Genomic DNA, 23,401 nt, shown 5'->3' with positions numbered 1-23,401 from the left:
AGCTGCCGCGCGGGGGACGGCAGCTCCGGAGACTCATCACGCACATGAGGGAGCTGAACAGTGACAGGGACCGAGGCGGCAAGCGGCCTGGACGCCGGTACGTACGAGGTGCTGCGCGACCGTCTCGATGCCCGGGCCGGCGAGCTGGCCCGCCGCGCGGACGCTCTCAACACCGAGCGCATCGCAGCCTTCGGCGCCACGGAACTCGCTCTCGCCGCCACCGATCACTTCCGTACGGAGCGCAACGTCGTATCCCGCGACATCGTCGCCATCGGCGACGTGCTCCTCGTCGGCTACGAGGCCGCCTCGGCGGACGACGTCTTCGCCCTCTACAACCGTGACCTGAACCGTCTCCCAGCCGACGCGGTGCCCGGCCTGCTCGACGACCCCGGCTTCGTCACCGAATTCGCCGCGCTGCACCGCTACTTCCAGGGCGCGCGGCTCCTGCGCCTGCGCCACGTGGACGGCAAGCTGCTGGCTGTGTTCCGGACCGGGGCCAAGGCCGAGGACATCCGTGTCCTGCGCTGGTCGCTCTCGCCGTCCGGCGAGGTGCGGTTTCTCGACGCACGCGGTGAGCGCGACCACGTCCTCCCCTCTTCGTACGACGTCTCGTGGAGCGCGACGACCCGGGACGATCACGTCCTGGGGCGGCACCCGCACATCACCGTCGCCGACGGCGCGGTCTTCGTCTCGACCGTCGGCGGCACGCTCACCGTGAAGACCGAGAACGACACGGAGACCGGCGCGGGCATCCACAGCGAGCCGGTCGACGAACCACTGCAGTCACTCGCCGACGCCGAGGTGGCGTACGCGGTCGTCGGCCCGCTGATCCTCCTGCGGGTGAAGCCCTACAAGGAGGACGCCTGGCGCCATCTGGTGTTCAACACGCTCACCAGGACCGTGGTCCGGCTGGACGGCATCGGCCGGTCCTGCCGCCGCCTGCCCGACGACCAGGGCATCGTCTTCCCCGGCGGCTACTGCCTGACCACCGGTACGGTCCGGACCTTCGACACGGACGTCTCCGGCATGGAGTTCGAGGCGGCCGTCCGCTCGCCCAACGGCGAGGACGTGCTGTACGTGTTCCACGCCTCCACCGACGGCCGCACCCAGCTGCTCCCGTACAACCTCATCCGCAAGGAGATCACCGCGCCGATCACGTGCCGCGGCTTCGGGCTCCTCGATGACGGCACGCTGGCCGTACTGCGCCCCGGGTCCGGCGATCCCGCGCGCGTCCACACGGTCCAGGTGTGGCGCACGCCGTACGTCTCCGAGGCCCACGTGGCGGCCGCCCCGGCCGCCATCGGGCCACTGGGCCGGATCGGCAACGCCGACCTGGTCCGCGGCATCTCCGACTGCCTCGCCATCGCCCGGCAGGTCGCCGAGACCACCGCCACCAGCGAGATGTACGCCTCGCTGGTCGCCGCCTGCACCCGGACGGCCGACCGCTTCCCCTGGCTGGGCGACGCGGAGGCCTCAGACCTGCGCACCCCGCTGGAGGAGCTGCGGGACACCGCCGAGCAGGTCCTGACGGAGTTCGAGACCGTACAGACGCTCACCTCCCACGCCGCCCAGGCGCTCGACGAGTCCGCCGAGCGGATGCGGCGCCTGGCGCGGCGCGTCCACGGAGAGGCTCCGGCCACCGCCGGGGAGTGGATCGAGCGCATCACCCAACTGCGCAGCGCTCAGGGTCGCCTGGTGACCCTGAAGGAGATGCGGTACGCGGACACCGAGGCCGTCGACCTGCTCGCCCGGGAGGCCGAGGACCACATCACCTCCACCGCGCAGCGGGCGGTAACCTTCCTCCAGCGCGACGGCGCCTTCGCCACCCAGCACGAGGAGGTGGAGCGGCTCACCACCGAAGCCGAAGGGATCGCCACCGCCGCCGCGGCCGGTCACGTCACCGAGCGGCTCGACGCACAGGTATTCGCCCTCCAGACCTTCACCGAGGTCGTCGCCGGCCTGGACATCGGCGACGCCACCGTGCGCACCACCATCCTGGAGCGGATCGCCGACGTGCTCGGCGGCCTCAACCGCGCCCGCGCGACCCTGGCCGCCCGGCGCCGGGAGCTCCTCGACCGCGAGGGCCGGGCCGAGTTCACGGCCGAGTTCGCGCTCCTCAACCAAGGGGTCACCGGAGCGCTGGCCGCGGCCGGCACCCCGGAGGGCTGCGACGCGCAGCTCGCCCGGCTGCTGCTCCAGCTGGACAACCTGGAGTCGCGGTTCGCCGACCACGACGGCTTCCTCACCGAGATCGCCGACAAGCGTGCCGAGGTCCACGACGCCTTCGCAGGCCGCAAGCAGACGCTCCAGGACGCCCGCGCCCGGCGGGCGGAGCGTCTCGCGGAGTCGGCCGGCCGCGTCCTGGAGACGATGGCCCGCCGGGCAGCCGGCTTGGACAGCATCGACGCGGTCAACACCTACTTCGTCTCCGACCCCATGGCGGCCAAGGTCCGCCGCACCGCCGACGGCCTGCGCGAACTCGGCGACCAGGTGCGTGCCGAGGAGCTGGAGGGCAGGCTGAAGGCCGCCCGGCAGCAGGCACTGCGGGCGCTGAGGGACCGTGTTGAGCTGTACGCGGACGGCGGCGACACGATCCGGCTGGGCACCCACCTCTTCGCCGTCAACCCCCAGCCTCCGGAACTCACGCTGATACCGCACTCGGACGGCAGGCTGGCGTTCGCGCTGACCGGCACCGACTACCGGCGCCCGGTAACCGACCCGGCTTTCGCGGAGACCCGCCCCTACTGGGACCAGCTCCTGCCGTCCGAGAACGCAGAGGTCTACCGGTCCGAGTACCTGGCGGCGCGCCTGCTGAGCGAGCACGGCGCCGAGGTCTTGGCCGCCGCCGACCTGCCCGGGCTGGTCCGCGAGGCAGCCGCGGCCGCCTACGACGAGGGCTACGAGCGCGGCGTCCACGACCACGACGCGGCCGCCGTCCTCTCCGTACTGCTGAACCTGTACGAGCAGGCCGGGCTTCTGCGGTACCCGGCCGCCGACCGGGCCGCCGCCCAGCTGTTCTGGGCCCACGGGACGACACCCGGTCGGCGCGGGGCCTGGGCGCGGGCAGCCGTGTCGCTGGTGCGGGCGAGGGAGACGTTCGGGACGGCACCGGCATTGGAGGCGCTGCGCGACGAGTTGTCCGGCGCGGGCAAGCTGTCCGTGCTCGGGGCCGAGTACCTCGTCGAGGAGCTGGCGGCAGGTGGGTCCTTCACGACCGGCCCGGCGGCGCGCACACTGCTCGACAAGTTCCACCGGACGGTCGGCTCATCGCCGTACGCCGAGGACGTCCCCCTCCTCCTGGCCGAGGGGGACACGGCGGCGGCGCAGCGGCTGGTGGAGGGCTGGCTCTCCTCGTACGCCGCGTCCTGCGGCGAGGACGTGGACGCCGGGGACCTCGCCGAGGCGGTGGCCATCGAGGTCTGCCAGGACCTTGCCCGCCATGAGGTGGACGCCGCCCTCACCGCCCGGGTGGAGGGCCTGCTCGGCGCCCACCCGAGGGTCGAGGGGCGCGCCATGACCGTCCGGCTCGACGAGTTCCTGGCCAGGACCGGCGACTTCGCCCAGCGGGTGGCGCCGGGCTTCCGCGCGTACCAGCAGCGCCGGACCGCCCTCGTCTCCGCCGAGCGGGCCCGGCTCCGGCTGGACGAGTTCCGGCCGCGCGTCATGTCGTCCTTCGTGCGGAGCCGGCTCGTCGACGAGGTGTACCTGCCGCTCGTCGGCGACAACCTCGCCAAGCAGATCGGCGCCGCCGGGGACGGCAAGCGGACCGACAACAGCGGACTGCTGCTGCTCCTCTCGCCACCCGGCTACGGCAAGACGACCCTCATGGAGTATGTCGCCGACCGCCTCGGCCTGCTGCTGGTGAAGGTCGACGGACCGGCCCTCGGGCACAGCACCACCTCCCTCGACCCGGAGCAGGCGCCGAACGCCACCGCCCGCCAGGAGATCGAGAAGATCAACTTCGCGCCGGCGGCCGGCAACAACGTCCTGCTGTACCTGGACGACATCCAGCACACCTCTCCCGAGCTGCTGCAGAAGTTCATCCCGCTGTGCGACGCCACCCGCACCCTGAACGGCCACGACCTGCGCGGCAAGCGCTTCGCCGTCTGCATGGCCGGCAACCCCTACACCGAGTCGGGGCAGCGCTTCCGCATCCCCGACATGCTCGCCAACCGCGCCGACGTGTGGAACCTCGGCGACGTCCTGACCGGCAAGCAGGACGCCTTCGCGCTCAGCTTCATCGAGAACGCGCTCACCTCCCACCCGCTCCTCGCTCCGCTCGCCGGACGCGAGCGCGCCGACCTGGAGCTTCTGCTCGGCCTGGCCACCAAAGACCCCACGGCCCGCCGGGACCGTCTCATCCACCCCTACGCACCCGCCGAGCTCGACCGGATCCTCACCGTCCTGCGTCACCTGCTGACCGCCCGTGAGACGGTCCTCACGGTCAACGAGGCGTACATCGCCTCCGCCGCCCAGGCCGACGCCAGCCGCACCGAACCGCCCTTCCAGCTCCAGGGCTCCTACCGCAACATGAACAAGATCGCCTCCCGGCTGTCACCGGCCATGAACGACGCCGAGCTGGCCGCCGTGATCGACGACCACTACACGGCCGAGGCTCAGACCCTCACCTCCGCCGCCGAGGCCAACCTGCTCAAGCTGGCCGCGCTGCGCGGCACACTCACCGGTGAACAGGCGGCCCGCTGGGCCGACATCACGGCCGCCTACGTGCGCGCCCAGGCGCTGGGCGGCGCCGACGACAGCCTCGGCCGGGCGGTTGCGGCACTCGGCCTGCTCGCCGACCGGATCGCAGCCGTCGAGACCGCGATCACGCGAGCCACGGACCCACGCCACCTGCTCAGCTGCCCGCCCCTCGGCCGACACGCGGCCCGCCCGCAAGGCGCCCCGGACCGGTGACCCGTAGCCTGCCGTCAGGTGCGCTGGCAAGACGGGCCGCAGGACGACCCTCCCCGCCCTGGAGCCACCCGATGCGCAATATCACCGCCCCGTGCAGCTTGACTCTGTCGGGGATCTTGGAGCAGTCGGGGTCAACTGCCCGAGGCTCGCCAGGACTTGGACCGGGGGATGCCGTGCTGGTCCAGGAAGGTCTGGAAGGCGGTCGGTGGTCTTGGTGAGGAGACGTCCTCGGTGTCTGACCGGCCGCTGAGGCGTTCGATGTTCACGGCGATGGCCGTGAGGACGTGTTGCAGGTGGGCTTTCGGCTGTCCTCGGTAGCGGCAGTGGCGCATGCCGTGTCCGTGGGCGAACTCGTTGATGGTGCCCTCGACTCCGGAGCGGACCGCGTAGCGGGTCTTCCAGTCGCGGGTCTGCTGCTCGGCGCGGACGCGGAGTTGCAGGTCGCGGAGTTCTCGTGGGGGAAAGCCCACGGTCCGGGCGCTGTCGGCGGTGGTGGTGCACCGGGTGCGGACCGGGCAGGGGCGGCACTGGCTCTTGGTGAACCGGGCCACGATCAGCGGGGCGGCGGTGGGCGAGGAGGTCGGGTAGGGACCGTGCCAGCCCGCGCTGACCTGGCCCTGGGGGCAGGTGACCTGTCGGCGGTCGAAATCGATGTGGAAGTCGTCCCGGTCGAAGCCTTCGCTCCTGCGGTGCTGGCGGGTGGGGTTGGCCGGCAGTGGGCCGCTGACGGTGATTTGGTGTTCGCGAGCGGCTCGTTCCAGGTGGACCAGGGAGGTGTAGCCGCCGTCGACGAGGTGCTCGGCGGGCAGCAGTCCGCGACGGGCCAGTCGGGTGTGGATGCCGGGCAGGGCCTGGCCGTCGTTGGTGGCGGCCGAGGTGGTGGCCACGTCCGTGATCACGTTGACGCTGTCGGAGGCGCACGTCTCGGTGACATGCGCGGCGAACCCCTTCCAGCTGATGATGTGCCCGTGGCGGACGTAGCGCGCCGTGGTGTCGTAGGGAGAGACGATCGCCGAGGAGGAGGGCGGCAGCCCGCCGTCGTCGGCGGTGCGCCAGCGCAGGCGGCCTGCCGCGTCACGGTAGTAGTTCTGCACGACGATCTGCCGCAGCGCCTCTGCCTGCGGCCGGGCCGGTAGCCCGGTCCGTGCCAGTGGAGGCGCTCCAGCAGGCGGCAGGCGTCATCGCCCACGGCAAGGATCCTGGTCTTGGGCCGGGTGGGGTTCTTGCCGAGGCGGACCGGACGGCCGTAGCGGCGCCCCCCACTCCTCGTCGACCAGGCCGACCAGCAGGTGCCCGGCCGTGCGGGCGACTTCTTCCAGCACTGCACGGACGGCCTCGGTGACCAGTTCCAGCCGGGTCAGGTCGCGTACCGCGGCCAGGACTGGGTGGAGTCGGTGCGCTGGGTGGTGCGCTCGCGTACGAGTCCGGCTTCCTTCAGGCGGGCGAGCGCCAGATCGAGCAGACGGTCGGCGCGGTCGTCCTGGGCGAGGCGCTCGCGGAAGTCGGCCAGCACACTGTGGTGGAAGCCGGGATCGTCCAGCTCCATGGCCAGCGCGTACTTGAAATCGATGCGGCAGCGCACCGCCTGGGCCGCCTGCCGGTCCGACAGACCCAGCACGAACTGCAGCACGCAGACGGTGGCCAGCTGGGCGGGCGACAGACCCGGACGGCCGTCGCGCGGGTACCAGTCAGCGAAGTCCTCGTCGTGCCACAGCCCGTCCAACCGGTCCCGCACCCATATCGCCGTCGTACCGCCCGGGTTGCTCGCCCGCGCGATCTGCGCGGTCAGAGAAGGGACTTGCTCACCGGAACGGGAACGGAAGGACAACGCACACCCCAACAGCTACATCGGCCTGCGGAACAGCACCGAGCATGCATGTTGATCACGCCGTTGCACCGGGAAACTCCAAGATCCCCGACAGAGTCAAGCTGAGGGAGAGGAGAGACGATGCCGCGGCGACGCTGCTATCCCTCGGACACCTGGGACGACGAGTGGGTCCTGATCGAACCGCTGCTGCCGACACCGGCCTGCGAGACAAGGGCAGGCGGGAGGCCGGAGAAGCATCACCGACGTGAGATCGTCGACGCGATCCGCTACGTCGTCGACACCGCTGCAAGTGACGGGCCCTGCCCAAGGACTTCCTGCCCTGGCGGACCTGTTACGGATTCATGGCTCGCTGGGCTGCCGCCGGCGTCGTCGGGCAGATCCGCGACCAGCTCCTCAAAAGCATCCGCCGCAAGATGGGCCGGGCGCCCGGCGCGGTCGCCACCGTCATCGACTCCCAGTCGGTCAAGGCCGCCGAGACCGTCGGCCGCGCCTTGCGAGGCTACGACGGCGCGAAGAAAATCAACGGCCGCAAACGGCACCTGGTCGTCGACACCAAGGGCCTGCCGCTGTTCGTCATGGTCACCCTGGCCGACATGACAGACCGCGACGCGGCCAAGGAAGTGCTCTTCCGCCTGCGGCTCATGCACCCCGAAATCACCATCGTCTGGGCCGACTCCGACTATGCCGGACAGCTCGGGACCTGGGCGAAGAAGCACCTCGGGCTGACTCTCAAGACCGTGCCGGCCGAAGAACACACCCGGCTTCGTCATCCTGCCCCGCCGCTGGGTCGTTGAGCGGTCGCTCGCCTGGATCATGCACGCCCGCAGACACGCACGCGACTACGAACGCCTCATCCAGCACTCGGAATCGTTGATCGCCTGGCTGCGATCACGCTCATGAACCAGGCGCATCACCCGTCGAAGCTCCCGCAGAAGCGGTCAACCGGCATCTCGCGAAGCGCAACGGGACTAATCATTCTGGCGTTGGTGGTCACCACCGCCCCCAGAGCGCCACCCAGAGTCGGGGGCCTGGGACCCATCCTCCCATCACCACCAGGAGGCCGTCAGCGAAACCATCGACACCCCAGTCGACTTGCTCCTCGCAGCTCTGTTCAACTCGTCGCCGGAGAAACTGAAACCACCCGCTCGAATTCAGAGCTGGGCAGGTTTAAGATCTCAAAGCTCAGGAATTCGACGCCCTTGAACTTGATCCTTTACGGATAGCCAATAGCGCCATAACGGCCGGAACGACAACACCTGCAAAGTAGAGAAAGGCCCCATTTCTCGCAGCGATGCGAGTGAACGAATAGGCGCCCGTAAAGACAATGTGGAATCCCCATGCAGCAGCGGCTGCGGCAACAACTGCCAGCACAGTCCAACTGCTTCGGCGCACGATCTTCGCAGCCTGCTCGCTACCGCGAGCTGCCCGGAAGCTGGACGCCGCCATCGCACTTCCCGCAGTAGCGAGCAGGAAGCCAAAGGCAACGCCCGCGACTTGGTTCTCGCTTGCCAGCAGCAGAATACCCGCCGCTAGGTACCAAATCCCCGCAACGAAGGCGATTAGGCCCATTAGAGACTTCTTTCGTGAATGGGAGATGGGGGCGACAGAACACCTTCTGTCGCCCCCGGATAGGTCAGTCGGCCGACGGAGCGCTTGGAGCGACTTCTACGTGCTCCACCATCTGGCCTTCAGGTCCCGTCTCCACCCAGCGCTTCTCTCCGCGTCTGGATGCCGGCACGCTCCCCGGGGAGGGTAGCTTCAACTCTCCGGGCTTGACCCGCACTTGTCTGCCGTTGGCGTCCTTGAGCGGCTTCCCGTCAGCCCCCATGACGGGGAAGGTCTCTGGCATCTTGCTCCTGTCCACCGTGCCGTCAGGGTTGACCCACGGCGGCCTGGGCGGAGCGGACGGAGTTATCCACAGGGGCAGACGGCTGTCGCGGGCCGGCGGTACGGTCATCGCAGTTGATGTTGAGGGCGTACGACGCCGGGGAGGCAGCAGCATGGACGAGGCCGGGATGTTGGTGCCGCCGCAGCGGCCGGAGAGCGGCGCGGTCGGCGGGGCGGGCGCAGTGGCCGGAGAGCGCATCCCGGAGGTGCCCGGATTCGCTTCCCACAGCGTGACCAAGAGCACGGCGGCCGCCGGTTCGCCGAAGGACCTGGGCAAGGCGCTGCGGGCGCGGGTGCCGCGGTCCGGGCACGATTCGCTCGTCCTCACGACCGGGCGGCCCGACGCCGTGCGGGCGGTGGAGGAGTCCAGCCGGGGCCGCGTGCCGGAGCTCGCCCCGATACGGGTGGGGAGGATGGCGGCTTCACCGTTCGCCTTCCTGCGGGGCTCGGCCGGACTGATGGCGCACGACCTGGTGGGCACTCCCGTGACCGGGATCGGCGCCCAGATCTGCGGCGACGCGCACGCCGCGAACTTCGGCCTCTACGGGGACGCCCGCGGCCGCCTGGTCATCGACCTCAACGACTTCGACGAGACCGTCGTCGGCCCCTGGGAATGGGACGTCAAGCGGCTGGCGGTGTCGCTGGTGCTGGCCGGCCGGGTGGCGGGGGCGGACGAGGACGTCTGCAGGGCGGCGGCCTTCGACGCCGTCGGCGCCTACCGCCGCACCATGAGGCTGCTGGCGAAGCTGCCGGCACTGGACGCGTGGAACGCCATCGCCGACGAGGAGCTCGTCTCGCACACCGACGCGCGGGACCTGCTGGGCACTCTGGAGCGGGTCGCCGCGAAGGCCCGCAACAACACCAGCGCTCGTTTCGCCGCGAAGTCCACGGAGCCGGTGACGGGCGAGCACGGTGAGGCTGGCCGCCGCTTCGTGGACGCGGCGCCGGTGCTGCGGCGGGTGCCGGACGAGGAGGCGTCGATGGTCGCCGCGTCCCTCGGTCCGTATCTGGCCACGGTCTCCGAGGACCGGCTGCCGCTGCTCGCGCGGTACGCGATCCACGACGTCGCCTTCCGCGTGGTGGGCACCGGGAGCGTCGGCACACGGTCGTACGTGGTGCTGCTGCTCGATCACCGGGGCGATGCGCTGGTGCTGCAGGTGAAGGAGGCGCGGGCCTCGGCGCTGGAGCCGCATCTGCGGGCCGCCGGCTTCCCGGTGCGGCCGGTGGAGCACGAGGGGCGGCGCGTGGTGCTCGGGCAGAAGCGGATGCAGGTGGTCAGCGACATCCTGCTCGGCTGGACGACGGTGGACGGACGGCCGTTCCAGGTCCGGCAGTTCCGGAACCGCAAGGGCAGCGTGGATCCCGCCGCTCTGTCGCCCGACCAGGTCGACGACTACGGACGGATGACCGGCGCCCTCCTGGCGCGGGCGCACGCCCACAGTGCCGATCCGCGGCTCCTGGCCGGTTACTGCGGCAAGAGCGAGGAGTTCGACGAGGCCGTCGCGTCCTTCGCCGTCACGTACGCGGACCGGACGGAGGCGGACCACGCGGATCTGCTGGCCGCGATCAAGAGTGGGCGAATAGCCGCCGAGCTGGGGGTGTGACCGGGCGGCCCGCCGCGCCCGTAGGCTGGGCGGGTGACCCAGGAAGCCGCCGGGGGACCGACCACCCGGAACGACGAAGAGCGCGACGCGCACCAGGACGCGCCGCCGAGGCCTGAGGCCCGGCTGGCGCAGGCGGTGCACGTGGCCGAGCAGGCGCTGATCGAGTTCGAGATCGCGCTGGAGACGTTCCGGGTGGAAGTGGAGAACTTCTCCCGGCTGCACCACCAGAAGCTCGGACCGATGTACGCGCGGCTGGACGAGCTGGACGCCCAGATCGCCGAGGCCAGGGCGGCGCGCAGCGGCGACCCGGAGGACCTGCGCAAGGCGCAGGAGGCCCGGGCCATGGTGCTGCCGATGCCCGGCGTCGACGAGCTGTTCCACGGCTGGGTGGACAGCGACGGCCTGTCCCCTGAGGCCGCCGCAATGCTCACCGAGCAGCCGGTGCGGGCCCCGAAGCGCGTGCGGCCCAGTGAAGAGGCCCGAAAGCTCTACCGGGAGCTCGCGCGCAAGGCGCATCCGGACCTGGCACAGGACGAGACGGAGCGGGCGCGGCGCGACGAGTTCATCGCCCGGGTGAACGCCGCCTACGGCCTCGGCGACGAGGCCCGGCTGCGGGAGCTGGCCGAGGAGTGGGAGGCCGGTCCGGTGACACCTGAACAGCAGCTCAGCGAGAGCGAGGAGCTCTACGCGCGGCTGGAGTGGCTCTCGCAGCGCAAGGAGCTGCTCACCGCGGTCGCCAGGGAGCTGGAGGAGAGCGCCATCGGCGCGATGCTGCGGATGGCTCCCGATGACCCGGACGCGCTGCTCGACGAGATCGCGGAGCAGCTGCTCGCGCAGGTTGCCGAGCGGGAGAAGGAACTGGCCGGCTTGGTGCAGTAGGTTTTTTTGAGGCCCGCAAGGCGGCCCGTCCGGGCCGTGTACATACGAGGGAAGGCATTGCCCCATGAACTTCGCCCCGCTGCCCTCCGTGGAAGCCGCGGCGGTACCGGCCGACGCTCTGGTGCTGGACGTCCGTGAGGCCGACGAGTGGGCGGCCGGTCACGTCGAGGGTGCGCTGCACGTCCCGATGAGCGACTTCGTCGCCCGCTTCGACGAGGTGACCGAGGCGGTGGCGGACGGACGCCGCGCCTATGTGATGTGCCGCGTGGGTGGGCGTTCCGCGCAGGTGACGCAGTACCTGGTGCAGCAGGGCATCGACGCGGTGAACGTCAACGGCGGCATGTTCGCCTGGGACGGCGCGGGCCGCCCGATGGTGACCGAGAGCGGCGATCCCGCCTTCGTGCTCTGATTCCGCCGTTACGCGATTCCGCCGGGCCGGCCGTGTGCGGTGACCGGGCGGGCCGGTCACCACGTGCCGACGTCTCGGCCGTCCGCCGTTGGCCGCGGTCGACGACCGGGCTGCGGACGGGCCGCCGACGGCAGCCGAGAGGCGAGCGGCCGTACTGGAGCCGGGCGCGCGTCCGGCCGGATCCGCTAGCCGAGCGGATGGGCGGCGAGCAGGTCGCCGAGTGTCTCCTCGTGGGCGGCGGCCGGGCCGAGGGACAGTTCCAGCTGCTTGGCCCAGGCGTGGAAGCGGTGGAGCGGATAGTCGGTGTCCGCGCCGAAGCCGCCGTGCAGATGCTGGGCCGTCTGTACCACCCGGCGCACCCCTTCGGACGCCCAGATCTTGGCCACCGAGACGTCGGCCGCGACGGGCAGGGCGCTTGCGGACGCCGTGCCTGGCGCGCCGGTCTCCTCCGGCTCGGACAGACGCCAGGCGGCCTGCCACAGGGTGGCCTCCATGGCGCGCAAGTCGATGTAGCGGTCGGCCGCCTGGACGGCGACCGCCTGGAACGTCGCCAAGGGGAAGCCGAACTGTTCCCGCTTCGCGGTATAGCGGCTCGTCATCGCGAGGACGGCCTCGCCGAGGCCCAGTGCCAGGGCGCACGTGCCGGTCGCCAGGAGCTGGCGCAGCCATTCCCACGCGCCGTCCGCGTCGACGACGGCGAAGTCGTCGACGCGCACGGAGTCCAGTGTGACCTCGGCGAACAGCTCGCCGTTGGTCGAGATCTGCTCCGCGAGCGCGAGCCCGGCGGCGCCTTGGGGGACCAGGGCGAACACGGCACGGCCGTCGTCGCTGTGCGCGGGTACGGCGATGAGGTCCGCGCGCTGGGCCCAGGGCACGCCCGTCTGCACGCCGTCGAGGACCCAGCCGCCCTCGAACCCGTCCTCCCGGCGCGCGGTCACGGCGAGCTCGGCTGGATCGTGGCCGGTGCGGCCGTTCGCCCCGGCCGTGAGGATCAGCTCTCCGCGACCGACCCGGGGGAGGATCTCGGCGCGCAGCGCGGGGCTGCCATGCCTGGCCACCGCCATGGCGACCGCGCTCGTCTCCAGCAGGGGCACCCTGGCCAGCACCTTCGCCGCCTCGCGCAGCACCAGGCACAGGGCGATCGGGTCCAGGCCCGCTCCGCCGTGCTCCGGCGGCAGGACCAGGCCGAGTAGGTCCGCACGCGTGAGGCGGTCCCACAAGGCGCGGTCGACGTCATCGGCCACCGCGCCCGGCGTCAGCGCCGGGCTCGGCACCGCATCGGGTGCCACGCCCGAAAAGACGGCCCGGGCGGCCTCCACGGCCGCCTGCTGCTCCTCGGTGAAGGTGAAGTCCACTGTCCCGTCCTCCCGCACGTACAAGCACAACGGCACCGGTAGAGGCCATATCTGACGGAGCGTCAAGATAAGGCACCGTGCCGGAAATGAACACAGCGCATGCGGGGCGGGATACGGGGACGGGTGATTTCCTGGGACAGGTCCCGGACGGGCCGTGTCAGCGGTCGAAGTCCAACTCCACCTCCGCCGTGGCCGGATGGGACTGGCACGCGAGGACATAGCCCGCCTCGGTCTCCTCCGGCTCCAGCGCGAAGTTGCGGTCCATGCGGACCTCTCCCGAGACGAGGAAGGCGCGGCAGGTACCGCAGACGCCGCCCTTGCAGGCGTACGGAGCGTCCGCTCGGCTGCGCAGCACGGTCTCCAGCAGCGACTCCCCTTCCTCCACCGGCCATGTGCCGGACCGGCCGTCGAGTGTCGCGGTCAGGGACGCATGCGCGGGTGCCATCACCGGAGCGGCGACCGGCGCAGAGCCGTCGTCCACATGGAAGATCTCCTGGTGGATGCGCCCGCGGTCCACACCGAGCCCGCGGAGGGCCTGCTCGGCGCCCTGCACGAGGCCGAAGGGCCCGCACAGGAACCAGCCGTCCACGTCCGCCACCGGCAGCAGTGCCGGCAGGAGGGCCGTCAGCCGCTCCCGGTCCAGCCGGCCGGACGGCAGCCCCGACTGCTGCTCCTCCCTGGACAGCACGGTCACCAGGTGGAAGCGGTCCGGGAAGCGGTCCTTGAGGTCGGCGACCTCCTCCAGGAACATCGTCGACGCCGCCGTACGGTCGCTGCGGATCAGGCAGAACCGGGCCTCCGGCTCCTCGGCCAGCAGCGTCGAGGCCATGGACAGGACCGGGGTGATGCCGCTGCCGCCGACCACCGCGGCGAAGTGCCCGGGGCGGGGCGGCAGGAGGAACCGGCCCATCGGAGGCATGACCTCGACGACGTCGCCGACGGCCAGCTCCTTGAGGGCGTACGTCGAGAACTCGCCGCCGTCGACCAGGCGGATGCCCACCCGCAGCACCGGGACGCCGTCGGCGGGAGCGGCCGGGGAACAGATCGAGTACGTACGCCGGATCTCCTCGCCGTCCACGATCCGGCGCACCGCCAGATGCTGGCCCGGGGTGTGGCGAAAGGCTTCGTGCAGCTCGGGCGGCACCTCGAAGGTGACGGCCACCGAGTCGTCGGTGAGCTGCTCGACGGCGCCGACCCGGAGCGGATGGAACATCTACAGCTCCTTGAAGTGGTCGAAAGGTTCGCGGCAGGAGACACAGCGGCGCAGGGCCTTGCACGCGGTCGAGGAGAACCGGCTCAGCAGCTCCGTCTCGGTCGACCCGCAGTGCGGGCAGCGCACGGCGAGCGTCAGCTGCACCGGCCCCTCAGCCCGGTGGAGGCGCGGCGGCGCTATGCCGAACTCGCTCAGCTTGCGCCTCCCCTCCTCGCTGATGTCGTCCGTGGACCAGGCCGGGGAGAGCACCTTGACCACCGAGACGTCCGCCATCCCGTGGTCGTACAGCACCCGCTCGATGTCCGCGGTCATCGCCTCGATGGCCGGGCAGCCCGTGTACGTCGGGGTCAGCTCGACCTCGACCCGGTCCGGGCCGACCAGGTGAACCCCGCGGAGCACTCCCAGCTCGTCCAGGGTCAGCACGGGCAGCTCGGGGTCGGGAACGGAACCGGCCAGTCTGCGCAGCTCCGCCTCCAGCGCCGTGTCACCGGCGCACGGCTCCTGCGTCCTGGTCACCACGACGCCCCCGGATGGCTCCGGCGCAGATGCTGCATCTCGGCGAGCATTCGGCCGAACGGCTCGGTGTGCAGGCCTTGCCGCCCCGCGCCCGCCGACCAGGCGCCCCGGCGCGGCCCCTCCGGCACGGTCAGCGTCGCCTGCTCCAGCACGCCGGTGACGTACGCGAGCCAGGCCGACTCCAGCGCCTCCCACTCGACGTCCAGCCCCTCGACCGGCTGGAACATCTCACCGGTGAACCGCCACAGCGCCTCGCACGCCACCTGCATGCGCTCGTGGCTCTCCGCCGTCCCGTCACCCAGCCGCGCGACCCAGTGCTCGGCGTGGTCACGGTGGTACGCGACCTCCTTGACCGCCTTCGCCGCGAGACCGGCGAAGGGGCCGTCGCCGGCCGCGAGGGCCTCGTAGAGCATGCCCTGGTAGCCGGAGAAGTAGAGCTGGCGGGCGATGGTGTGGGCGAAGTCGCCGTTCGGCTGCTCGACCAGCTGGAGGTTGCGGAACTCGCGCTCCTCGCGCAAGTACGCGAGCTCGTCCTCGTCACCGACGAGGGAGAGCAGCACCCTGGCCTGGCCCAGCAGGTCGAGGGCGATGTTGGCGAGGGCCACCTCCTCCTCGAGGACCGGGGCGTGGCCGGCCCACTCCCCCAGCCGGTGCGAGAGCACCAGTGCGTCGTCGCCGAGCGCCAGGGCTGCGGTGTGACGGGGCGTGCTGCTCACAGGTGCTTCACCCCTTCAGGGATCTCGTAGAAGGTCGGGTGGCGGTACGGCTTGTCGGCGGCCGGGTCGAAGAACGGGTCCTTCTCGTCCGGCGAGGAGGCGGTGATCGCGGCGGAGGGCACCACCCAGATCGAGACGCCCTCGCTGCGCCGGGTGTAGAGGTCGCGCGCGTTCCTCAGGGCCATGTCGGCGTCCGGGGCGTGCAGGCTGCCGGCGTGCGTGTGGGACAGGCCGCGGCGCGAGCGCACGAAGACCTCCCACAGCGGCCATTCGGTCGAGCTGCTCATATGGTCGCCTCCCGGGGCGCGGTGTGCGCTGCTGTTGTTCTGTGCTTGTCGGCGTACGCCGCGGCCGCGTCGCGGACCCAGGCGCCTGCCTCGTGCGCCCGGCGGCGCTGGCTGATCCGCTGTTCGTTGCACGGGCCGTTGCCCTTGAGGACTTCCTGGAATTCGGACCAGTCGATCGCGCCGAAGTCGTGGTGGCCCCGCTCCTCGTTCCACCGGAGGTCGGGGTCGGGGAGCGTCAGGCCGAGCGCCTCGGCCTGCGGGACGCAGATGTCGACGAAGCGCTGGCGCAGCTCGTCGTTCGAATGACGCTTGATCTTCCAGGCCATGGACTGGGCGGAGTGCGCCGAGGCGTCGTCCGGCGGGCCGAACATCATCAGCGAGGGCCACCACCAGCGGTCCACGGCGTCCTGGGCCATCGCGTGCTGCTCCGGCGTGCCCTGGGACAGCGTGAGCAGCAGCTCGTAGCCCTGGCGCTGGTGGAAGGACTCCTCCTTGCAGATCCGGACCATCGCGCGGGCGTACGGACCGTAGGAGCAGCGGCAGAGGGGGACCTGGTTGGTGATCGCGGCCCCGTCGACGAGCCAGCCGATCGCGCCGACGTCCGCCCACGTCAGAGTCGGGTAGTTGAAGATCGACGAGTACTTCTGGCGGCCGGTGTGGAGCTTGTCGAGTAGCTCGTCGCGGCTGGTGCCCAGTGTCTCGGCGGCGCTGTAGAGGTACAGGCCGTGGCCGGCCTCGTCCTGGACCTTGGCCATCAGGATCGCCTTGCGGCGCAGGGAAGGCGCGCGGGTGATCCAGTTGGCCTCCGGCTGCATGCCGATGATTTCCGAGTGCGCGTGCTGGGCCATCTGGCGGACGAGCGAGGCGCGGTACGCGTCCGGCATCCAGTCCCGCGGCTCGATGCGCTCGTCGGCGGCCACGGCGGCGTCGAACGCCGCCTCGTACGCCTCCGGTGTCACTGTGGTCATCCGGGCCCCCTACCGACCGATCGTTCGGTTCATCGACTTCAATGGTGGGTCGACGGCCCTTAAGGTGTCAAGCCTGTGGATAACCGAGGTGGACGACCGGGGATCGGGGCGGGGATGGAGTCCTTCGAGCACAAGGACCGCACGAGCAGGAGCATCGGCTCCCAGCCGGCCGCCCCGCAGTCGCCGGAAGGGGACGCGACACCGGACGGAGTCGCGCCGTCCGGCGGGGCCCCGGCCGGTCCGGCCTCGGCGGGCCTCGCTCCCTCCGGCCCCTCGGTCGGTCCGGACTCGGACGGAGTCGCCCCGTCCGGCCCCGCTCCGTCCGGTCCCGACCGGGGCATCGCCGCGCTGTCCCTGCCGTACCAAGTCGTGGCGGCCGTCGCCCTCGCCCTCGTCGCGGCCCTCGGGTGCGTCCACCTGACCATGGTCTTCCTCCACGTCGCTCCCTCCAACACGGTCACGAAGAGCCATGGCGAAACGGTCCAGGGATGGGTCTACCCAGAGTTCGAACAGAACTGGAAGCTTTTCGCCCCCAATCCGCTCCAGCAGAACATCGCCGTGGAGGTACGGGCCGAGTACACCGCGGCCGACGGCAGCCGCCGGACCAGTGAATGGTTCGATCTGTCCGCGCAGGACGGCGAGGCCATCCGCGGCAACCTCCTCCCCAGCCACATCCACCAGAACCAGCTGCGCCGCGGCTGGGACTTCTTCCTCGGCTCCCACGACAACGAGGCCCGCCCCAACGGCCTGCGCGGCCGGCTCTCCGAGCGCTACATACGCCGCATCGTGATGCTGCGGCTCGACGGCATGGACCTGGGAGGCCCCGTCCAACGCGTCCAGCTCAGGTCATCGACCCGCGCGATCGCGCCACCCGTCTGGAGCGGCGAGAAGACCGACACCAGGCCTGTCCACCGGCTCCTGCCGTGGTGGACGATCACTCCGGCCGATCTGCCAGCCGGCGTCGACAACGAAGACAAGGAGGCGGGCCGGTGAGCACCACCACGGAGCCGGTGATCACCACCCCGGTGGAGCGCGGCGCGGCCCGCGTCGTCCAGCGCGTCACGGCGACGGCCTTCGGGCCCTACCAGACCGCGATCGTCCGGATCGGGTTCGGCACCACCTGGCTGCTGTTCCTGCTGGTCGAGCTGCCCCACCGTCATCAGCTCTACGGGCCCGGCGGCCCCTGGGGCTGGGACATGGGCCGGGACCTGGTGGCCAACAACAACGCCTTCACCAGCCTGCTGTGGTCGGACAGCGCCCTGTGGTTCGAGACCGTCTACGGCCTGTCCATAGTCGCGAGCCTGCTGCTCATACTCGGCTGGCGCACCCGCGCCGTGTCCGCGCTGTTCATGTTCGGCGTGCTGTCCCTGCAGAACCGCTCGATCTTCGTCGGGGACGGCGGTGACAATGTCGTCCACCTGATGGCGATCTACCTGGTCTTCACGCGCTGCGCCCAGGTCTGGTCGCTCGACGCCCGCCGCGCGGCGCGCACCGTGCCCGGTGTCCCCTCCCGCGACCGTGTCGGCCCCCTGCTGTGGACGGTGCTCGGAGCCGGACTGGTGGTCGGCTCCCTCCACAACGACACGGGCCTGTTCGTACTGACGCTGCTCTGGCTGCTGTGGGTGGCCCAGGGGCTGTGGCGGCTGGTCTGCCGGTACGCACCGCACAGCCAGCCCCGCCTGCTGCTCGACGTCCTGGCCAACATCGTCCACAACTGCGCACTCGTCGTGATCATGGCCGAGGTCTGTCTGATCTACGCGACCGCCGGCTGGTACAAGATCCAGGGCTCGCGCTGGCAGGATGGGACGGCCCTGTACTACCCGCTCAAGCTCGACTACTTCACGCCGTGGCCGGCCCTCTCCGACGCACTGGCCGCCAGCGGTCTGCTGATGCTGGTGCTGTCCTACGGCACGGTCGCCGTCCAGGTCGCCTTCCCGTTCACGCTCTTCAACCGGCGGGTCAAGAACGTCCTGCTGGTCGCCATGATGCTGGAGCACGCGGGCATCGCCGTGCTGCTCGGGCTGCCGGTCTTCTCGCTCGCCATGATCGCCGCCGACGCCGTCTTCCTTCCGACCGCGTTCCTGCTGTGGCTGGGCGCGCGGGCGGCCCGGGCACGGGACCGGCTGTTCTCGCGGACGCCCGCCGAGAAGCGGCCGGAACGGGAGAACGACGAGGTGCCCCGTACGCTCGTCGGGTGAGCACCACCGAGGAACCGATGCAGTACGACGAGGGCTACGGCCCCGAGATCGGCGTGGGACCGCACCCACTGCCGTGGCCGCGGGACGAGCGGTACGACCCGAAGCTCCTGGCCGAGGGCGACCGCCGCAATGTCGTCGACCGGTACCGGTACTGGACGCGTGAGGCGATCGTCGCCGATCTGGACACCCGCAGGCACGGCTTCCACGTGGCCGTCGAGAACTGGGGCCATGACTTCAACATCGGGTCCGTGGTGCGTACCGCGAACGCCTTCCTGGCGAACGAGATCCACATCGTGGGCCGCCGGCGCTGGAACCGGCGTGGGGCCATGGTCACCGACCGGTACCAGCATGTACGCCACCACCCGGACACCGCGTCGCTGACCGCGTGGGCGGCCGCGGAGGACCTGCCGATCATCGGCATCGACAATCTGCCCGGCGCCGTGCCGCTGGAGCGGACGGAGCTGCCGCGCCGCTGTGTGCTGCTCTTCGGCCAGGAGGGGCCGGGGCTGACGCAGGAGGCGCGTGAGTACGCGGCCATGGTGTGCTCGATCGCGCAGTTCGGCTCCACGCGGTCGATCAACGCGGGCGCCGCAGCGGCCATCGCCATGCACGCGTGGGTGCAGCGGCACGCGGACGTCCCGCTGCCCTGACATGCGCAGCGCTGCTCTTGGGGCGGCGGGCCGGCGACTGGCCGGCCCGCCGGGCGGGGTCAGGCCTGGCGCCGGACCTCGACCACACGGAAGCGGTTCGAGACGAACGCGCCGTCGCACAGAGCGGCGTTCGCCGCCGGGTTGCCGCCGGAGCCGTGGAAGTCGGAGAACGCCGCGGTCTGGTTGACGTACACCCCGCCGGTCAGGTTGAGCGAGAGCTGGGCCGACTCGTCGAGGCAGACCTCTTCGAGCGCGCGCTCCGTCTCCTCGGACGTGGTGTACGCACCGACCGTCATGGCGCCCTTGTCGCGGACCGTGCGCCGCAGCAGGTCCAGCGCGTCCGCCGTGGAGTCCATGGCCACCACGAACGACACGGGGCCGAAGCACTCGGAGAGGAACGCGGGCTCCGCGTCCTGCGCCTCCCAGTACTTGCGGGCGCCGTCGAGCTTGACGATCACCGGGGTGCGCACCGTCGCGTCCGGGAACTCCGGATTGACCACCTCGCGAGAGGGGAGCGCCACCTCGCCGAGCTCGGACGCCGCCTCCAGGCGGGCCTTCACGTCGGGGTTGACCAGGGCGCCCAGGAGGGCGTTGGCCCGGGCGTCGTCACCGAGCAGACCGCCGACGGCGGCCGCGAGGTCGGCCGCCACCTCGTCGTACGTCTTCGGGCCCTGATCGGTGGTGATGCCGTCGCGGGGCACCAGCACGTTCTGCGGGGTGGTGCACATCTGGCCGCTGTACAAGGACAGAGAGAAGGCCAGGTTGGACAGCATTCCCTTGTAGTCGTCGGTGGAGTCGACCACGACCGTGTTGACGCCGGCCTTCTCGGTGTAGACCTGCGCCTGGCGCGCGTGGGCCTCCAGCCAGTCACCGAAGGAGGTGGAGCCCGTGTAGTCGATGATCCTGATCTCGGGGCGGGTCGCCAGCGTCTTCGCGATGCCCTCGCCCGGGCGCTCCACTGCCAGGCAGACCAGATTGGCGTCGAAGCCGGCCTCGGCGAGGACCTCGCGCGCCACCTTCACGGTGAGGGCGAGGGGGAGTACCGCGCGCGGGTGCGGCTTGACCAGGACCGGGTTGCCCGTGGCCAGGGAGGCGAACAGACCGGGGTAGCCGTTCCACGTGGGGAAGGTGTTGCAGCCGATCACCAGGGCGATGCCGCGGCCCGCCGTCGTGAACGTCTTGCGCAGCTCAAGGGGGTCGCGCTTGCCCTGAGGCTTGGACCAGTCGGCCGCGGCCGGGGTCCGGGTCTGCTCCTCGTACGCGTAGGCCACGGCCTCCAGACCGCGGTCCTGGGCGTGCGGGCCGCCCGCCTGGAACGCCATCATGAACGCCTGCCCGCTGGTGTGCATCACGGCGTGCGCGAACTCGTGGGTGCGGGCGCTGATGCGGGAGAGGATCTCCAGGCAGACCAGGGCGCGCGTCTCGGGGCCGGCCTCGCGCCAGGCCGCCATGCCCGCGCGCATCGCGGGCAGCAGCACGTCCAGATCGGGGTGGGGGTACTCGATCCCCAGCTCCGGCCCGTACGGCGAGATCTCACCGCCCGTCCAGCCGTCCGTGCCCGGCTGGTCCAGGTCGAAGCGGGTGCCGCGCAGCGCCTCGAAGGCCGCGAGGCCGTCCGCGGAGGCGCTTTCGCCGTACGCCTTGGGGTGCTCCGGGTGCGGGGACCAGTAGGCGCGCGTGCGGATCGCTTCGAGGGCCTGGTCGAGCGTGGGCCGGTGGGTCTCGGTCAGCTGCTGCATGACGGACCAACTCCTCGTCGAGCTGGGCAGGGGACTAATGACAGAGTTAGAGTAACCGAACGATCGGTCGGTACAAGGGGGCCTGTCGAAGCTGTGGACAACTCATCGGGGAGGATCGCTCCATGACCGCCATCGACACCAGCCGCACCGTCGCCGTCGTCGGCACCGGCACCATGGGCCAGGGCATCGCGCAGGTCGCCCTCGTCGCGGGCCACCCCGTGCGGCTCTACGACGCCGTGGCCGGGCGGGCCGGTGAGGCCGCGGACGCGATCGGCGGACGCCTCGACCGGCTGGTCGAGAAAGGCCGTATGGACGCCGCTGAGCGCGACGCCGCATGCGCGCGGCTCGTCCCGGCCGCGGACCTGGCGGAGCTCGCCGACGCCGCGCTCGTCGTCGAGGCGGTCCTCGAACAACTGGCGGTGAAGCAGGACCTCTTCGCCGAGCTGGAGAAAATCGTCGCCGACGACTGCCTGCTCGCGACCAACACCTCCTCCCTCTCGGTCACCGCCGTCGCGGGAGCGCTGCGCAACCCCGGCCGCTTCGTCGGCCTGCACTTCTTCAACCCCGCACCCCTGCTGCCTCTGGTCGAGGTCGTCAGCGGCCACGCCACCGAGGAGGAGTCCGCCACGCGCGCGTGGGCGACGGCCGCGGCCTGGGGCAAGACGCCCGTGCGCTGCGCCGACCTGCCCGGCTTCATCGTCAATCGCATAGCCAGGCCGTTCTACGCCGAGGCCTTCGCCGTCCACGAGGAACACGGCATCGACCCGGCCACCATCGACGCGATCCTGCGCGAGAGCGGCGGCTTCCGGATGGGTCCGTTCGAGCTCACCGACCTGATCGGCCAGGACGTCAACGAGGCCGTGACCCGCTCGGTGTGGGAGTCCTTCTTCCACAGCCCGAAGTTCCAGCCGTCCCTCGCGCAGCGCCGGCTCGTCGAATCACGCCGGCTCGGCCGCAAGTCCGGCCACGGCTGGTTCTCGTACGCCGACGACGCCCCGCAGCCCGCGCCGGCCGACGCGGCGCCCGCCGACGCACCCGAGTACGTCGTCGCCGAGGGCGACCTCGGACCCGCCGCAGAGCTGATCGGGATGATCCGCGAGGCCGGTATCACCGTGCGGCAGGAGGACGAGGACAAGGGCACCCGCCTGATCCTGCCGAGCGGTGGGCAGCTGGTGCTGGCGGACGGGCAGATCTCCGGGGAATTCCGCGACGTCGTCTACTTCGACCTCGCCCTCGACTACCGGACGGCCGGCCGGATCGCCCTCTCCGCGGCGGCCGACGTCCACGAGGAGACCCTCGCGCAGGCCACCGGCCTGTTCCAGGCGCTCGGCAAGCGGGTCAGCGTTCTCCCCGACGTACCCGGCATGATCGTCGCCCGTACGGTCGCGATGCTCGGCGACCTCGCGCTGGACGCCGTCGCCCGGCGGGTCGCCTCCGCCGAGGACATCGACACCGCGATGCGACTCGGCGTCAACTACCCGCTGGGCCCGGTCGAATGGAACGAGAAGCTCGGGCGCGACTGGGCCTGGGAGCTGCTGGCCAACCTCCACCAGTCCGTGCCGACCGGCCGCTACGCGCGCACGCTCGGACTGCACCAGTGGTCGTACGGCTCCCCGCTCGAGGACGCGTCATGACCACGCCCAAGCGGGACACGTACACCCCCGAGACGCTGCTGACCGTCGCGGTGCGGATCTTCAACGAGCGCGGCTACGACGGCACGTCGATGGAACACCTGTCCCGGGCCGCGGGCATCTCCAAGTCCTCGATCTACCACCATGTCGCGGGCAAGGAGGAGCTGCTGCGCCGGGCCGTCAGCCGGGCCCTCGACGCCCTGTTCGCGATCCTCGACGAGGACGGCGCCCTGCGCGGCCGGGCCGTCGAGCGCGTCGAGTACGTCACCCGGCGCACCGTCGAGGTGCTCATGGCCGAACTGCCCTACGTGACGCTGCTGCTGCGCGTCCGGGGCAACACGAAGACCGAGCGGTGGGCCATGGAACGCCGCCGCGAGTTCGACCAGCGGGTCGCCGACCTGCTGAAGGCGGCCGGCGCGGAGGGGGACCTGCGCGCCGACATGGACACCCGGCTGGCGACGAGGCTGCTCTTCGGCATGGTGAACTCCCTCGTCGAGTGGTACCGCCCGCAGGCGGGCGGGGGATACGACGGGGAGCAGGTGGCCGAGGCGGTCGTGCGGATGGCCTTCGACGGGCTGCGGACGGACGTGCACGCCTGAGCCGTCCT

19 protein-coding genes and 1 pseudogene are annotated in these 23,401 nt (G+C 71.1%); 10 read left to right on the top strand and 10 right to left on the bottom strand.

Going from position 1 to position 23,401, the window contains the following annotated elements:
- Positions 1 to 60 precede the first annotated feature (60 nt).
- Positions 61 to 4,914, top strand: a complete 4,854-nt coding sequence (locus ACLB9X_RS12490; protein ID WP_410360367.1) for a DNA repair ATPase — start codon at positions 61 to 63, stop codon at positions 4,912 to 4,914.
- Positions 4,915 to 5,045: 131 nt separating this feature from the next.
- On the opposite strand, the gene ACLB9X_RS12485 is transcribed toward ACLB9X_RS12490, so the two are convergent.
- Complete coding sequence (locus ACLB9X_RS12485; RefSeq protein WP_410360366.1) at positions 5,046 to 6,008, bottom strand: transposase; 963 nt, start codon at positions 6,006 to 6,008, stop codon at positions 5,046 to 5,048.
- Between the two features lie 263 nt (positions 6,009 to 6,271).
- Positions 6,272 to 6,742, bottom strand: coding sequence for a transposase (locus tag ACLB9X_RS12480; protein WP_410360365.1), 471 nt, complete (start codon positions 6,740 to 6,742; stop codon positions 6,272 to 6,274).
- 120 nt (positions 6,743 to 6,862) lie between these two features.
- Here ACLB9X_RS12480 and ACLB9X_RS12475 point away from each other — a divergent pair.
- Positions 6,863 to 7,642: pseudogene (locus ACLB9X_RS12475) on the top strand (IS5 family transposase); the annotation flags it as partial.
- 282 nt (positions 7,643 to 7,924) lie between these two features.
- On the opposite strand, the gene ACLB9X_RS12470 reads toward ACLB9X_RS12475, so the two are convergent.
- Complete coding sequence (locus ACLB9X_RS12470) at positions 7,925 to 8,311, bottom strand: hypothetical protein (protein WP_410360364.1); 387 nt, start codon at positions 8,309 to 8,311, stop codon at positions 7,925 to 7,927.
- A gap of 431 nt (positions 8,312 to 8,742) precedes the next feature.
- Here ACLB9X_RS12470 and ACLB9X_RS12465 point away from each other — a divergent pair, with 431 nt between their 5' ends.
- The 3 genes from ACLB9X_RS12465 (at position 8,743) to ACLB9X_RS12455 (ending at position 11,521) form a co-directional block, all read left to right on the top strand.
- Positions 8,743 to 10,233 carry a DUF2252 domain-containing protein gene (locus ACLB9X_RS12465; RefSeq protein ID WP_410360363.1) on the top strand — a complete coding sequence of 497 codons (1,491 nt, stop codon included), beginning with the start codon at positions 8,743 to 8,745 and terminating at the stop codon, positions 10,231 to 10,233.
- A gap of 33 nt (positions 10,234 to 10,266) precedes the next feature.
- The gene (locus tag ACLB9X_RS12460; RefSeq protein ID WP_410360362.1) at positions 10,267 to 11,112 is read left to right on the top strand and encodes a hypothetical protein; all 846 of its coding nucleotides are present in this window, start codon (positions 10,267 to 10,269) and stop codon (positions 11,110 to 11,112) included.
- Positions 11,113 to 11,176: 64 nt separating this feature from the next.
- Complete coding sequence (locus tag ACLB9X_RS12455) at positions 11,177 to 11,521, top strand: rhodanese-like domain-containing protein (protein WP_410360361.1); 345 nt, start codon at positions 11,177 to 11,179, stop codon at positions 11,519 to 11,521.
- A 185-nt stretch (positions 11,522 to 11,706) separates the two neighbouring features.
- Here the strand turns inward: ACLB9X_RS12455 and ACLB9X_RS12450 are convergent, their stop codons facing one another.
- From ACLB9X_RS12450 to paaA, 6 genes are all read right to left on the bottom strand, one after another.
- Positions 11,707 to 12,876, bottom strand: a complete 1,170-nt coding sequence (locus ACLB9X_RS12450; protein ID WP_410360360.1) for an acyl-CoA dehydrogenase family protein — start codon at positions 12,874 to 12,876, stop codon at positions 11,707 to 11,709.
- A gap of 157 nt (positions 12,877 to 13,033) precedes the next feature.
- A complete protein-coding gene (locus ACLB9X_RS12445) occupies positions 13,034 to 14,089 on the bottom strand; it encodes a 2Fe-2S iron-sulfur cluster-binding protein (protein WP_410360359.1) in 1,056 nt (351 codons plus the stop codon).
- The gene (gene paaD / locus ACLB9X_RS12440) at positions 14,090 to 14,608 is read right to left on the bottom strand and encodes a 1,2-phenylacetyl-CoA epoxidase subunit PaaD (RefSeq protein ID WP_410360358.1); all 519 of its coding nucleotides are present in this window, start codon (positions 14,606 to 14,608) and stop codon (positions 14,090 to 14,092) included. It abuts the gene before it with no gap.
- Positions 14,602 to 15,321, bottom strand: a complete 720-nt coding sequence (gene paaC / locus ACLB9X_RS12435; RefSeq protein ID WP_410360357.1) for a 1,2-phenylacetyl-CoA epoxidase subunit PaaC — start codon at positions 15,319 to 15,321, stop codon at positions 14,602 to 14,604. The genes paaD and paaC overlap by 7 nt, the downstream gene beginning before the upstream one ends.
- Positions 15,318 to 15,608 (bottom strand): 1,2-phenylacetyl-CoA epoxidase subunit PaaB, encoded by a 291-nt coding sequence (gene paaB / locus ACLB9X_RS12430; RefSeq protein WP_365994931.1) that lies wholly within the window; start codon positions 15,606 to 15,608, stop codon positions 15,318 to 15,320. The genes paaC and paaB overlap by 4 nt, the downstream gene beginning before the upstream one ends.
- Positions 15,605 to 16,576 carry a 1,2-phenylacetyl-CoA epoxidase subunit PaaA gene (gene paaA / locus ACLB9X_RS12425; protein WP_410360356.1) on the bottom strand — a complete coding sequence of 324 codons (972 nt, stop codon included), beginning with the start codon at positions 16,574 to 16,576 and terminating at the stop codon, positions 15,605 to 15,607. Before paaA ends, paaB begins: the two co-directional genes overlap by 4 nt.
- Before the next feature lie 114 nt (positions 16,577 to 16,690).
- On the opposite strand from paaA, the gene ACLB9X_RS12420 reads away from it, so the two are divergent.
- Genes ACLB9X_RS12420 through ACLB9X_RS12410 form a run of 3 tightly spaced genes read left to right on the top strand, consistent with a single transcriptional unit; the run spans position 16,691 to position 19,424 of the window.
- Positions 16,691 to 17,569, top strand: a complete 879-nt coding sequence (locus ACLB9X_RS12420; RefSeq protein ID WP_410360355.1) for a DUF5819 family protein — start codon at positions 16,691 to 16,693, stop codon at positions 17,567 to 17,569.
- Positions 17,566 to 18,774, top strand: coding sequence for an HTTM domain-containing protein (locus ACLB9X_RS12415; RefSeq protein ID WP_410360354.1), 1,209 nt, complete (start codon positions 17,566 to 17,568; stop codon positions 18,772 to 18,774). The genes ACLB9X_RS12420 and ACLB9X_RS12415 overlap by 4 nt, the downstream gene beginning before the upstream one ends.
- 17 nt (positions 18,775 to 18,791) lie before the next feature.
- A complete protein-coding gene (locus ACLB9X_RS12410; RefSeq protein ID WP_410360537.1) occupies positions 18,792 to 19,424 on the top strand; it encodes a TrmH family RNA methyltransferase in 633 nt (210 codons plus the stop codon).
- Between the two features lie 59 nt (positions 19,425 to 19,483).
- On the opposite strand, the gene paaN is transcribed toward ACLB9X_RS12410, so the two are convergent.
- Positions 19,484 to 21,163 carry a phenylacetic acid degradation protein PaaN gene (gene paaN, locus ACLB9X_RS12405; RefSeq protein WP_410360353.1) on the bottom strand — a complete coding sequence of 560 codons (1,680 nt, stop codon included), beginning with the start codon at positions 21,161 to 21,163 and terminating at the stop codon, positions 19,484 to 19,486.
- A 122-nt stretch (positions 21,164 to 21,285) separates the two neighbouring features.
- On the opposite strand from paaN, the gene ACLB9X_RS12400 reads away from it, so the two are divergent.
- Both ACLB9X_RS12400 and ACLB9X_RS12395 read left to right on the top strand, forming a co-directional pair.
- Entirely contained in the window at positions 21,286 to 22,797 is a 1,512-nt protein-coding gene (locus ACLB9X_RS12400) for a 3-hydroxyacyl-CoA dehydrogenase (RefSeq protein ID WP_410360352.1), read from the top strand.
- Positions 22,794 to 23,393, top strand: coding sequence for a TetR/AcrR family transcriptional regulator (locus ACLB9X_RS12395; protein ID WP_410360351.1), 600 nt, complete (start codon positions 22,794 to 22,796; stop codon positions 23,391 to 23,393). The genes ACLB9X_RS12400 and ACLB9X_RS12395 overlap by 4 nt, the downstream gene beginning before the upstream one ends.
- Positions 23,394 to 23,401: the final 8 nt, after the last annotated feature.

Source organism: Streptomyces sp. 5K101 (assembly GCF_046506645.1).
Lineage (GTDB): Bacteria > Actinomycetota > Actinomycetes > Streptomycetales > Streptomycetaceae > Streptomyces.
This window is presented reverse-complemented; position numbering and strand designations above follow the sequence as displayed.

What these genes read in the sequence shown, in the direction of transcription:
- ACLB9X_RS12470 (WP_410360364.1), bottom strand. Translation starts at nt 8,311, where the DNA reads ATGGGCCTAATCGCCTTCGTTGCGGGGATTTGGTACCTAGCGGCGGGT.
- ACLB9X_RS12465 (WP_410360363.1), top strand. Translation starts at nt 8,743, where the DNA reads ATGGACGAGGCCGGGATGTTGGTGCCGCCGCAGCGGCCGGAGAGCGGC.
- ACLB9X_RS12455 (WP_410360361.1), top strand. Translation starts at nt 11,177, where the DNA reads ATGAACTTCGCCCCGCTGCCCTCCGTGGAAGCCGCGGCGGTACCGGCC.
- ACLB9X_RS12445 (WP_410360359.1), bottom strand. Translation starts at nt 14,089, where the DNA reads ATGTTCCATCCGCTCCGGGTCGGCGCCGTCGAGCAGCTCACCGACGAC.
- paaB (WP_365994931.1), bottom strand. Translation starts at nt 15,608, where the DNA reads ATGAGCAGCTCGACCGAATGGCCGCTGTGGGAGGTCTTCGTGCGCTCG.
- paaA (WP_410360356.1), bottom strand. Translation starts at nt 16,576, where the DNA reads ATGACCACAGTGACACCGGAGGCGTACGAGGCGGCGTTCGACGCCGCC.
- ACLB9X_RS12420 (WP_410360355.1), top strand. Translation starts at nt 16,691, where the DNA reads ATGGAGTCCTTCGAGCACAAGGACCGCACGAGCAGGAGCATCGGCTCC.
- ACLB9X_RS12410 (WP_410360537.1), top strand. Translation starts at nt 18,792, where the DNA reads ATGCAGTACGACGAGGGCTACGGCCCCGAGATCGGCGTGGGACCGCAC.
- paaN (WP_410360353.1), bottom strand. Translation starts at nt 21,163, where the DNA reads ATGCAGCAGCTGACCGAGACCCACCGGCCCACGCTCGACCAGGCCCTC.
- ACLB9X_RS12400 (WP_410360352.1), top strand. Translation starts at nt 21,286, where the DNA reads ATGACCGCCATCGACACCAGCCGCACCGTCGCCGTCGTCGGCACCGGC.
- ACLB9X_RS12395 (WP_410360351.1), top strand. Translation starts at nt 22,794, where the DNA reads ATGACCACGCCCAAGCGGGACACGTACACCCCCGAGACGCTGCTGACC.